The sequence below is a fragment of the Sulfitobacter sp. SBS6 genome, assembly GCF_048285585.1.
Classification (GTDB): Bacteria; Pseudomonadota; Alphaproteobacteria; order Rhodobacterales; family Rhodobacteraceae; genus Sulfitobacter; species Sulfitobacter pontiacus.
This window is the reverse complement of the sequence record NZ_JBLWBA010000010.1, coordinates 47,835-59,810: the sequence shown is the minus strand read 5'-3', so window position 1 is coordinate 59,810 and position 11,976 is coordinate 47,835. Positions and strand designations below refer to the sequence as shown.

7 protein-coding genes and 2 pseudogenes are annotated in these 11,976 nt (G+C 55.3%); 2 read left to right on the top strand and 7 right to left on the bottom strand.

Going from position 1 to position 11,976, the window contains the following annotated elements; all coding sequences use genetic code 11:
- Positions 1-190 precede the first annotated feature (190 nt).
- Positions 191-1,319: pseudogene (locus tag ACNQ62_RS16630) on the bottom strand (IS3 family transposase).
- Positions 1,320-1,726: 407 nt separating this feature from the next.
- Between ACNQ62_RS16630 and ACNQ62_RS16625 the strand changes: the two are divergent.
- Positions 1,727-2,935 (top strand): GTP-binding protein, encoded by a 1,209-nt coding sequence (locus ACNQ62_RS16625; RefSeq protein WP_418095349.1) that lies wholly within the window; start codon positions 1,727-1,729, stop codon positions 2,933-2,935.
- Positions 2,908-3,567 (top strand): annotated as a pseudogene (locus ACNQ62_RS16620) (DUF1826 domain-containing protein). Before ACNQ62_RS16625 ends, ACNQ62_RS16620 begins: the two are co-directional and overlap by 28 nt.
- A 40-nt stretch (positions 3,568-3,607) precedes the next feature.
- Here ACNQ62_RS16620 and ACNQ62_RS16615 read toward each other — a convergent pair.
- From ACNQ62_RS16615 to ACNQ62_RS16590, 6 genes are all read right to left on the bottom strand, one after another.
- Positions 3,608-4,378, bottom strand: coding sequence for a class I SAM-dependent methyltransferase (locus tag ACNQ62_RS16615; RefSeq protein WP_418095348.1), 771 nt, complete (start codon positions 4,376-4,378; stop codon positions 3,608-3,610).
- Between the two features lie 170 nt (positions 4,379-4,548).
- A complete protein-coding gene (locus tag ACNQ62_RS16610; RefSeq protein WP_418095347.1) occupies positions 4,549-5,520 on the bottom strand; it encodes a hypothetical protein in 972 nt (323 codons plus the stop codon).
- Positions 5,521-5,607: 87 nt separating this feature from the next.
- The gene (locus tag ACNQ62_RS16605) at positions 5,608-7,752 is read right to left on the bottom strand and encodes a sulfatase-like hydrolase/transferase (protein WP_418095346.1); all 2,145 of its coding nucleotides are present in this window, start codon (positions 7,750-7,752) and stop codon (positions 5,608-5,610) included.
- Positions 7,749-9,944: a hypothetical protein gene (locus ACNQ62_RS16600; RefSeq protein WP_418095345.1), complete on the bottom strand. Its 2,196-nt coding sequence runs from the start codon at positions 9,942-9,944 to the stop codon at positions 7,749-7,751. The genes ACNQ62_RS16605 and ACNQ62_RS16600 overlap by 4 nt, the downstream gene beginning before the upstream one ends.
- Before the next feature lie 67 nt (positions 9,945-10,011).
- Entirely contained in the window at positions 10,012-10,923 is a 912-nt protein-coding gene (locus tag ACNQ62_RS16595; protein ID WP_064216964.1) for a hypothetical protein, read from the bottom strand.
- A gap of 58 nt (positions 10,924-10,981) precedes the next feature.
- Complete coding sequence (locus ACNQ62_RS16590; RefSeq protein ID WP_418095344.1) at positions 10,982-11,920, bottom strand: hypothetical protein; 939 nt, start codon at positions 11,918-11,920, stop codon at positions 10,982-10,984.
- Positions 11,921-11,976: the final 56 nt, after the last annotated feature.

The following is an 11,976-nucleotide window of genomic DNA, read 5'->3' as shown; positions in this document are numbered from 1 at the left end:
CCCGCAACCAGATTTAGCGAATAGGCCGCAGTCGAAAGACTCGCGGCCTTTTTGCTTTCACCAAAGCTCAATAGTTCCAGCCTGTTGATTGTCACCGAGAACTGACCCGGCAACTGTAGAAATTGTCATTGAGAATTGACCCATGTGCAACGGTAATCCCCCCATTATTAATGGGGATCAGCCGTAGAATTCATACAGCTGTTTTCAGTTTCATTGCAGGGGTCATCCCACCGATGCCCATGTTGGGTCGCTCGTTGTTATATGTCCACAGCCATTCGGTTGCCTGATCCTGTGCCTCTTCAATGGTTTCAAAGATATATTGGCTGAGCCATTCACCCCTAACCGTGCGGTTGTAGCGTTCGATATAGGCGTTCTGCTGGGGCTTTCCGGGCTGGATGTATTCCAGCCTAACGCCTTGTTTTTCGGCCCATTCCATGAGCTTCCCACTGACATGTTCGGGTCCATTATCAATCCGAATGGACTGCGGCTTTCCGCGCCATTCGGTGATCTGGTTCAAGCTGCGCACGACCCGTTCAGCGGGCAGTGAGAAGTCGACCTCAATGGCCAAGCCCTCGCGATTGAAGTCGTCCAGCACGTTCAATGTCCGGATCGACCTGCCATCCGCGAGTTGACCCGCCATGAAATCCATCGACCAGGTCTCATTGGGCCTAGCAGGCACCGCCAACGGTTCAGGCTTATCGCGCTTCAGCCGTTTCTTGGGCTTGGTCCGCAGGTTCAGCGCAAGCTCGCAGTAAATCCGGTAGACGCGTTTGTGGTTCCAGCTATAGCCCTGCACATTGCGCAGATACAGAAAGCACAGACCAAAGCCCCAGGTGCGCTTGTTCGTGGTAAGACGCTCCAGCCAATCGGCGATCTCCTCATTCTCGTCGTTCAGCGTGGGGCTGTATCGATAGCAGGTCTCGCTGATCTGGAACGTGCGGCAAGCCAGCGCCACGCTGACCCCATGCACCGCGACCACCTTAATGGCCATCCATTGACCGGCAGGGCATTGCGCAGCAATGTCCCGAGAGGTTCTCGTCGTTGAGACGGCCTTAGCGCTTTTTTCCAAGCGCTTCCTTCAGCAGGTCGTTTTGCATGCTCATCTCGGCATACATGCGCTTCAGACGACGGTTTTCCTCGGCCATATCCTTCATCTCAGACATCAAAGACGCATCCATGCCCCCAAACTTGGCGCGCCACTTGTAGAAACTGGCGCTGCTCATTCCGTGCTCGCGGCACAGCTCAGAGACCGGCACACCGCCCTCCGCCTGCTTCAACACTGCCATAATTTGCGCGTCGCTAAATCGCCCGTTCTTCATCGTAAATCTCCTCAGATATCTTGCCGAGAAAATTCTACTTTTGAACACCGCTAATTTTAGGGGGGATTACCCAAGGCCAGCTCGACGACAGCCAAACAAAAACGAAAGGAGAAAGCGGCATTGACGCCATCATAAAGCAAAGAACATAAAAACTGGGTGGGTCAAGTCTCGGTGAAAATGCCGGGTCAGTTCTCAGTGACAATCAACAGCCGTTGAAGTCTGACAGCTTTCTTCGCAACGGCCCTCTTGCACGCTATATGTGTAATAGTATAACATTACATATACAGCGTGTTGCCGGTGACTAATCTTTTGGCTGACGGCACCCCGGCTTTTGGTAGGGGCGCATTGGGCCGCGCGCTTAAGCACCGACGAAACAGAATTCTACCGCATGCAAGGATATGATGCTGATGATCAATAAACTGCCCGTTACTGTGCTCTCCGGCTTTTTAGGTGCCGGTAAAACCACGCTGTTAAACCGTGTCCTAAATAACCGCGACGGGCGGAGGGTTGCCGTCATTGTGAATGACATGTCTGAGGTGAACATCGACGCAGATCTTGTACGCGCCGATACGGAACTGAGCTACACAAATGAAACCTTGGTCGAGATGTCGAACGGCTGCATTTGCTGCACTCTGCGGGATGACCTGCTAGTCGAAGTCCGGCGGTTGGCGGCCGAGGGTCGGTTTGACTATCTACTGATTGAATCCACAGGTATTTCCGAGCCATTGCCGGTCGCCGCCACGTTTGATTTCCGCGACGAGCACGGGGAAAGCCTATCAAACGTTGCGCGCCTTGATACGATGGTGACTGTCGTGGATGCGGTGAACCTGCTGCGGGATTATTCTAGCCATGATTTCCTGAAAGATCGGGGCGAGACATTGGGCGATGCGGATGAGCGCACCTTGGTGAACCTGCTAGTCGAACAGATTGAATTCGCGGATGTGATTGTGCTGAATAAAGTCGCCGATGCAACGGCCATCCAGGTCGTCGCTGCGCGGCAGATCATACGTAGTCTGAACGCGGATGCGCGTGTGATCGAGACAAGCCATTCCGACGTGCCCGCAGATGCGATTTTGAATACCGGCCTGTTTGACTTCGGCCGCGCCCACGAACATCCGATGTGGACCAAAGAACTATACGGGTTTGCCGACCACGTCCCCGAAACCGAGGAATATGGCGTTGCGTCCTTTGTGTATCGCGCGCGTCAGCCCTTTGAACCGGAAAAAATTCTGGACGTTCTAAAGGGTGATCTGCCCGGTGTGATCCGCGCAAAAGGGCATTTCTGGATCGCCACTCGGCCGCAATGGGTAGCCGAATTTTCGCTGGCAGGTGCGCTGTCGTCGATCAAGCCCTTGGGAACGTGGTGGGCAACGGTCCCGAAAGAGCGCTGGCCTGAAGATGAAATCGCACGCCGGTATATGACGGCGCATTGGGTAGAGCCGTGGGGCGACCGGCGACAAGAGATCGTGTTTATCGGTTCAGGTATTGACTGGCCTGACGTCAAAGCGCGGCTGGATGCGGCCCTTGTACCTGAAAATGTGGCCACCTCGGTTGATGCGATGCCCGTGTACTCGGACCCTTTCCCACAATGGCGCACCCCAGAGCCTGCGGCATGAGAGGTCTGCAGCACAAGGCCCGCGTCGCGGCCGATGTCATTACGATGGGTCCTTCGCCCCAAATCTTGCATCGCATTGCCGACGCCGACTGTCCGGGTGTGATCTGGGATCGGCAGATGCCCTCGGGCTTTCGGGATTGGATCGACGCGCTTCTAGCCGAAAGGCTGCCGACGCAGCGCCTAACCCTGCAACCTGGCGCGGTGCGGGGCGCTGTTGTCGAAACATGTGATGCGTATGGCATGCCGGAGGGTGCCGAGTGCAATTGACTGATCAATGACATTTCGCGCCTTGCCGAGGTTTTGGCAAGCCTCACGCAGCAACCTTTGGTGCGCCTGCGTCTCGATCGCGTGGCGACCAATGCCTGTCACAAATTTCATATCGACACGCTGACGACCCGGTTGATTTGCACCTATCACGGCACCGCGACGCAATTCGGAACGTTTGCTGATGACCACGGCTCGTTCGACATCTTCAGCGCACGCACAGGTGCGCCGATTATGCTTCGTGGGACATTGTGGCCCGAGGTTCCGTCATCGGGGCTTCGTCATCGTTCGCCCCCGATTGAAGGGACCGGCGAAACCCGTTTAGTGCTGGTTCTTGACCCCATAGCCGAACCCCAAAGCCAAGCCTAGGGATCATCCGCGCGCGTAGATTGCGTGCGCGGGATATCAACTAAATGCCGTCAGTTTTGGCAATGATGACCCTGTCAGCAGTGCTGTTTGCAGCTTTCTCCAAAGCTCTTAAATAGCCGATCTCGGAAATTTCAAGAACGCTTGTACCGAGCGTCTTTGCGCGGATATCGATGATGATCCGACCATCTTTGCGAACGGCATTCAGAAAAAAATCTCGGTAGGTGTGCCACGGATAATGGTAGCCGCATGAGATAAAGCTGAACGCATAGTCCAAGTTTCTCAGCATCAACACGTCGCTTGTCTCGGGGTTCATCGTGTTGATCGTGTCTGAAGGAACGCCGTTGTCAGTCAAAAGCTTCTTCGCGCTTGCCAGACTGGAGTATGCGGCACCTTCTTCCTCGAAGCCGAAATGGCGATGTTCATTTGTTTCGAGGTCGATGAGGTTAAGCTGACACTGATAGTCACGCGCGAGAAAGAGATCAAACATGCCATAACCGCATCCAATATCCGCAATATCCCTTGGCGGTTTGGCATCGAAAACCGAGCGAAGTTGCCGGTATTCGAGAAAGATAAACGCGGCCGCGCGACGTATAAGAAGATCCGTGCCCATCTGGTCAATCAGATCCAGTATTGCGTTCCTGTTTCCTTTGATCCACGCGCGGATATATTTGTTATAGCGTTCTTGGTCGCGAATAATCTCCGACCGTTGCATGATGAGATTAACGACATCGTCGTGGTCTAAAGCCGCTGTGTTCAGATCGGCAATCGCCGGATCATCCATCGCTGCCATCGCTGCTTGAAAGGTAATCATGCATATTCCCGTGTTTGAGGCTTCAGCGCATCGGAAGCCTATGCGATCGCCCTTAGGCTCACAAGGCGAGCGTACCCGAACGTTTTCAGTTGGGGCACCGGTTTGCCCGTTCGCTGCATTTTTCACAGATTGATAGGGTTACAGCTTGTCCGAGTGTTTTTCCTATCCAGCTAGTCCGGGACGCAGACGGATTTATGGGAGCTTCCGATCGCATCAAACACCGCGCGCTGCGCCTGTTTCAAGCGAAGGACTTGTTCTTCGGCGGGAATCCCCTCGGATGCAAGGTCGCCTTGCAGATCGGATGTTTCGAAAAGCGAAGGTAGGTCAGGCCGGTAGGTCGTGCGCACATATTCATTGTCGGCGGTATACTTGTCAGCGATTTCTCGGCGTTCCAGTGGTGAATAGCTGTCACCGGAGTAGAATGCACCTTCGGGATTGTTCCGGATAATGACGCGGATCAGTTCCGCAATATTGATATCGGTTGTGTTCGAGATCACGCCGAGCATCTCAGAGACTTCGCGTGACAGAGTAATGTTCGAGAATTTTTCGGGCAGATCTTCGCGGGTTACGTTGGTCATACCCAGTTGAGATGCCATATCCAAGATCACATCACCCTCAAGAAAATTCTTGCGCTCATAGGGTTGGACCCGCACATTCTCGGTGCCAAACCCTTTGGCCCAAGCATCAAGAACCTTGCTGTACATTAGCGCGCTCTCGCGTTTCATGGCGTATTCCTGAGCTGTTCCTTTGAACCGCCCGGTCTTAACGACCTGCTTATACATCGCTTCTAGGAACTTATCCTGACGTCGGATATAGGCGATGATCTTGGTGTTCTGGCGCAGATCGTCAGGTAGATATTCGATCATGCTAGATGCCATACGGGGCGTAAACAGCATTTCGGCTGAAATGACATGGGTCTTGTTCGGCTTCGCTTCAATTTCGGCAACCAAACGTTTCATCAGTACTGGAAACTGATCGCTGTCGCGTTTGAAGGCTAGCTTGTTATGTGCCGCAGGGCCGCGACCAGCTTTGACGTAGCTTAAGCCAGCGTCGTCCATTTTGTCGGGTTGCTGGGTTAGAAACGTCTGGATCGAGGTGGACCCCGTCTTCTGGGAACCGATATGAATGATCAATTTGGGCATAAGCGTTGTTTCATGTTCCGTTGCGGTGGTGATCTGGTGCGGTCCGGTGGTCCGAAACGCCGATCATTAGATGTGTAGAAAACCTTGTCATTCATCCAGATGCGAGGAGGATGTGATCGCTGATGTGACCACGTCAAGAGGTGTGTCGATAAACTGTATGCGTTCTGTGCCTGCGGTCAGAAATGTGTCACCATTGTCAGCGTGATGAACATTGATGGGGCCGAGCGGGGTCCAATCGCTTAGATCAATCTGGCCCTTGGAAAAGCCTTTAACCTTTTGCATTTGTCCGCTTCGACGGACGTTCAGTGTGACATCGCCCTCGGTGATTTCAATTAGGGATGCCCCCTGATCGAGCACAATGTAGTTGGCCCCGCCTTTGCAGATGATATGGGATGGGCCACTGCCGGTTGTAACCGCATCGCGTCCCTTGCCGGTCGTCACCTCCATTACGCCGCTGCTTCCATGGATCTTATTGTCACCATCCGAGGTGTGGATGCGATCATGGCCAGCACCGGCGAAAACTTCGGCACCGGTGTGGCCCGTTACGACGCGGTTGTGGCCTGCATTCAGGCGCAGGCGCATTGGATCCAGATGCCCTAAGACGGTATCATCGCCAGTGCCGCAGTTGATATCCAGCAAGAACCGTGCGTGTCCGCCGATAAAGTTGATCAGATTGCCGCGGTCATTTCCGACGATCCCGAAGTAGTCCACGCCGAAACTATAGTCGGAGGCCAGATATACACTGCGAATGCCATCGGGCATGCCCAGTGTTCCGTTCTCAGGGAGGATCGCAAAATGCCTACGGAATTCGGGGCTTGTGTCCTGCGCAGTCAGATTCCCCGACGATATCGCACCTTGAAGCGTAAGGTGATCTGGCGGCAACAGCCCGCGTGTCACGCTGCAATAGGCATTGGGGCCAGGCTGTGGGTTCGCTGTATCCAGCAATTCAAGCCCGTAATCGCGGCAGGTCTCTATCAGGGCTTTGTGCATATCCTTGCAGATGGGATCAGTGGTGGACACATCATTAAGCTGCCAAAGATCTTCTTTGATGTTGAAAAGCTGACAGCTGCCGTCCTGATAATGGATGTAGCGATAGTCCCCCTTGCGGATCGCTGCAGACCCGAAAAAGAAGGTGGGGACGGCACGGCCCGTGATGTCTGCGCCGGCAACCTGATCACGTAGCGATCTGCCTGCACAATCAAATATGGGCGGGCAATCGGCGTAGTCCAGCACGGTTGGCCCCACATCCAGAAGTGCTACAGGGTCAGTCACTTCGCGCGGCGTCGGGTCGGTCGGGTCGTGTATGATGATCGGCACGCCCGCCGCCTCTTCGAACAGGGTCAACTTGCGAAAGCGGTTCTTGTCGCCAACGTGATACCCATGGTCCGCCAAGATCACGACGATGGTTGTGTCGGCATGGTCGGATGCTTTCAGCGCATCCCAGACCTTTCCGATATGTTCGTCGACATGGCTAAATGCCGAAAAATAATTGCGCAGGCTTTTTCGCCAGAGACTTGTGTTCGACCCGTCCAGATTTTCCTGCATGAACAGGTCGGCGAATGCGTTTCTATCGTGCGGTGCCTGCCATTCGGGTGGCTGTTCAAACGCGTCCTCGTCATACATCTCTTTGAACCGGACGGGTGTCTTATAGGGCGAGTGGGGATGGTAAAATCCGACTTCGCGATAGAAGGGCGCATCGTGATCATAGCTTTGCAAAAAGTCGGTCGCGGAGGCTGCGGATTGCGCGTCGTAATATTTGGCGTCAAACTTTGTGTCAGTAGTGCCCAAGCCTTTCATCAGGCCGCCAAAGTTCTTGGTCTGCGCGTTCTTGCCGGGGCCAATGGTAAGCGGCTCTGGCGGGTGAGAGTAGAGAACATTGTGAATGTCTGCAGGTAGTGGCTTGAAGCGGTGGTGGACCTTGCCAGCGTTGGAGCAATAATACCCCTCTTGCTTCAGCCTATATGACCACATTTGTTCGGGCCGGAGCACATCAAAAACATTGGTATAATTGTCAAAAATGCCCAGCTCATGCGGGGTGAGGGCGGACATAAAGCTTGATCTGGACGGTCCGCAAACGGGCACCTGACAATAAGCCGATTGGAACGCCGTCGATTCAGCGCAAATGCGATCAAGGTTTGGCGTTTGTAATTCCGCCCCGAAAGCAGAACGGTATTTCCAGTAGGAAAATGCGTCATCAAGGCTGATCAGCAAAATGTTCTTGCGGTCGGTCATGGGCGATTGTCCTGTTGCGCGATAGACAAGTCACTGGGCATGACCTTCACGCGACCGGACAAGCCATGTCGATGCAGCGTGTGACCGGGCTGCAAAATGCTTTCTTGTGCCCAGCTGTCGCGCAGCGCGCCTTGGTTGGCGGATCGACCGTCACCGGTCTCTTCACGTTGTGCGCCCCATGCATAGGTAACGTAGATATCGCGCGCCCGTGGTTCTTGATCGAGGGTAAGATACACTTTTTTGCCGCGCAGCGTGACATCTGTGATCTCGGGTGGGTTTTCGGTGCCTGTAATAGCAAAGCCATGAAAGCCTTGCTGCAGTACCAGATCGCTTAGCGCAGAGAATTCCACCACAAGCTGTTTACCTCGGCCATAGGCTTGGCTGAGGGTCGGGCAATACCAGCTTTGATTGTCTTGCCGCGCGGCCACGGCGAGCACTTCAAGCTCGTCGATCAACATCTGTGCGGATGCCGTATGGGTCGCGGGCATATCGGGTACAAGGGCAAAAGGGTATCGCGGCGTTGCAACGACGAAACCTAACGTCGGATGCGCGATGTCAAGCTGACCCTCGGCCAAGATCACCTCCGCCCGCCCGTCGGTTGCTGTACCGGCTGATTGCGAAACGACCATATGCGGATAGCTTGCCTGCCCTGCGGCCCGCGCTGCATCATGGCGCATCGCTTGGGCAACCTGCGCATAGTGATCAAGGGCTTCGCACAGCGGGGTGGAGGGGGTTCCAGCAAGAAGGTTCAGGCTGATGCGATCGATGTGTAGTCGTTTGTTCCAGCCCTGTAGCGTGCTGCGGGCTGCTGCGATCCGCTTTATCAGGGTCTGATATTTTGGGCTGCCCGGCAGAGCCTCTTCGCGGGTGATGCCTGATTGGGGTTCAGATAGCGCGATGATGGTCCGGTAGGCATGACGCTGTTTGGCCGCAAGGCGTTGACGGATCACGCCGTGCGATTTTGCCTGAAGCGCCCCAATGCGTCCTGTCAGATTCTCGTCGACGACATGATATACGAAGTCTTCAGGCAACCTGCGCGGGACCCCAGCACCATGCCCGAAGGCTGCCATCGCAATTGCGAGCGGGGGCGTTTCGGCCAGTGTCACCTCGTTGCGTTCTTCAAAGCCCATGACCATGCCTTGATACTGATCAGACATGTAGTTGAAGCCCGACGCGCTTTTTTGCAACGCCCAGACATTCCCCAAGGTGCGTGGGTAGCTTGGACCGGCCAGAGCTGGGGCCGTGGGACGGTCGGGCAGCTCTGGTGCGAAGAGCGCAGCAGGGGGCGCAGGAGCGTCTGCTTTTTGCTGAGACTGTGCCTTGAGTAGGCGCCGGCGCTTCCGAAACGCTGTTACAAAGCTTTTGCTGATAGCGGCCTTGCCGCGGGCTTCAAGATGTCTCTCCATGACGCGGCGGTACAGATATAGATCCCGGCGCGCGCGGATTTTCGGATAGAACTCTGCCGCGTTCAAACAGCCCGCGGCGGCGTCAAAGAGCATATCATCCAAAAGGCCAAGCCTTCGGATCGCGATGCCGATTTCTTGGTAAAGCCCCATGCCGTGCAGCGGTGTCAGCCGCTGTGCGGGCAAGCGGGCCAGATGACGCCGGTCCAAAGGTTGCAGCGGGTCTATCACAACATAGGTTGCATCCCCCTGATACAAAGACTTTGCCGCATCGGCGAAGGGCAGGGACCAATCCAGTTCCTGCGCGGCTGCAAAGCGATTATCCCAAGGCACAGTGTCGGTATGCATCGTCGATTGCGCGTCAAAGGCCAAAACATGCGCACCGGGGCGAAGCGCCGAGAAAGCCAGCGCTGCATACCCGCCGCCTTGCGGCGCGGGGCCAAAGAAAGTGACGGCCGCAAACTTCCGGAAAAAACCATCATCACGCATCTGTTCCAACTGCGCGATCAGAGCGGCGTCGCGGTACCAGCTGCCCTTTGGGGCGGTAATCGCCAGATGGCTCCAACCGCGCTGCCGGATCAGATTGTCAGTCCATGCTGGCCAGTCCAGTTCGGGATGGTTCGTGTCGTCGCTATGCCCAAAGCTCACCACCAACTGTTCTGTGCCGCGATCGCATAGGTACATTTCAGCCTGTCCCACCTTGACGGGCAGATCCACATTCCGTTCGGCTTCGGGTGCTTGGTTGTACCAATCGGGTAACGTCGATGCTGATGACGTATTGCTGTTCACGGGGTGTCGTACCTTGTGTGATTGCGGCGCGCGAATTGGTAACCACCACCCGCGCGGCTTTGTAAGTCTAGAGTTGCTCTGGCGACAGAAAACGGGCGGCATTGGCCATGGCACGTTTAAAGTGGGGGCGCGGCCTGTCGCCAGACATGCCCAACACCTGCCTGCAAAAGCGATAGGTCGAAAGATGGCGTTTTTGGGCGACCAGCTTGTTCAGCACGGCCTTTTGATAGCGAGGCGTCGTCTTGCGCGCATTCATTAAGGCGTAGATTTCGCGTTGTGTTGGGTTCTCATTGACGCAGGCATTCACCGTTTCCTTCAGAATACCCATCTGGTTGAACGCGCTGGTTAGGCCGTGCCCGAAATGGCGGCATCTAATCTTTTTGACGTTAGCGCCCTGGTAAAGCGCAGCATGCATCGCGTCCTCTGTGACATAGGGGTCGTAAAATAGATACACGACCTCGGCGGCTTGGGATTGAGTGGGTCCATAGCTGTAGCGACCACCGAAATCCTGACGCCACGACTTGTGATACCGCGTTTCCCAGCCCGAGGTGATCCGACGTTCCAGCGTCGCCTGAGGGTTCATTGCGATCACCTTGCATCCCGGGGCGGCAGCGCTGAAGACGCTGGCAGCATAGCCACCCATCGATGTGCCGTAGAACACGACGTTTTCGAACTGATCAAAGAACTTTGTCTGCTTTAGCTCATCAAAAAAGTCGAACACGGCCTCGTCGCGATACCATGTCCAGCCATGCGCGCCTATGCCAAGCGAGGACCACCCGCGGGACGAGATGAATTGGCTGCCCCATGGCATCCGCTCGGCTACGTCTTGGCGTACATCGTCTAGGTTGTCGAAAGAAACAACAAGGGTGCTGTCTCCCTTAAGGTACAATGCGTTGTGGGTGGCCCCCAGCCGACGGTAAAATCCGCGCTCGTCCCCCAGTTTGTCGAGGGTCGTGTGCCAAGCTTCACGTTTGCTCATCTCTGCTCCCTTCCGCGACCGGTCCGGTGTCCCCGGTGTTTCAGCATCGCTGTCTGCATCAGCCCTTGGACGCAAAAAGGGTTGGGGCTTCGCGTACAATCGTATCTCGGCACGTTTTGACGAATTGTTTGTCAACCAGATGCTCGCGACAGATCTTGCTTATAGATGCGTCGCTTTGCAGTGCCCAAAGGCCGATCATCGCTTGAAATTCGGGATCATCGACCGGTGCCTTCGAAACTTTGGCCTTGGCCGGAATGAGCGCGTCCTCGGGGACGATCCCATGCTTCTTGATCAGCCCGTGCATAAAGCTGCCGCGGCGCGGGGTGTTGTTTTCCTTCTCTTCAAGCCGCGGTTTCATACGTCGTGCCCAGAAATGTACGCCACGTGTGCGTTCGGTCAGGCGTTCTTCAATGTTGAAGCGCGACAGGATCATGTGGTTCCTGTCGGGGAATGAGATCGGGTAGAAGGCGGTTTCGGGCTCCGCATGATCAATTTCACCGGTTTCTTGCAGGAAATAGGTCACCGATGCGGGCCCGGTGAACCCCCAATCCTGCGCTGTCATATGGACAGGGTTTCCGGCGTCGCGTTCTTCCTCCAGCTCACGTTGCTGCCAAGGCTTGAGCCAGGGCGCAATCGCATATTCATCAGTGAAGAAATCCAGCAGCCCCAACAGCGTTTTTGAATCCGAGGGCAGCCCCAATACCGCGTTGCACACCAACCCAGGCTTTTCCCAGCCGAACACAAACGGGCTGTCGAAGTCGAACGGACGGTAGCAATACATATCCGCGTCAACCCAAATGCAATCGGTCTTCAGCAGCAGATGCAGGCGCCACATATCGGCGTGGATCGCTGGGCTGCCTGTGCGCGCATGACGGAGCATCGGCTCTGACGGATAGATATCCTCTGCGTTACCTGCATGTACCCCGTCGGGCAGGTTATCGATAGGCGAATAGCTATAAAGCGTGATGTGATGCCCGTTGTCCGCAAAGGATTTCAAGCAGAGCTGTTCAAGCCAGGACAGCCGCCCACCAATCCAGAGTGACGCTATTTTTG

Excerpts from the sequence above, each read along its gene's own strand:
- ACNQ62_RS16595 (WP_064216964.1), bottom strand. The coding sequence starts at position 10,923 with ATGAGCAAACGTGAAGCTTGGCACACGACCCTCGACAAACTGGGGGAC.
- ACNQ62_RS16625 (WP_418095349.1), top strand. The coding sequence starts at position 1,727 with ATGATCAATAAACTGCCCGTTACTGTGCTCTCCGGCTTTTTAGGTGCC.
- ACNQ62_RS16605 (WP_418095346.1), bottom strand. The coding sequence starts at position 7,752 with ATGACCGACCGCAAGAACATTTTGCTGATCAGCCTTGATGACGCATTT.
- ACNQ62_RS16615 (WP_418095348.1), bottom strand. The coding sequence starts at position 4,378 with ATGATTACCTTTCAAGCAGCGATGGCAGCGATGGATGATCCGGCGATT.
- ACNQ62_RS16610 (WP_418095347.1), bottom strand. The coding sequence starts at position 5,520 with ATGCCCAAATTGATCATTCATATCGGTTCCCAGAAGACGGGGTCCACC.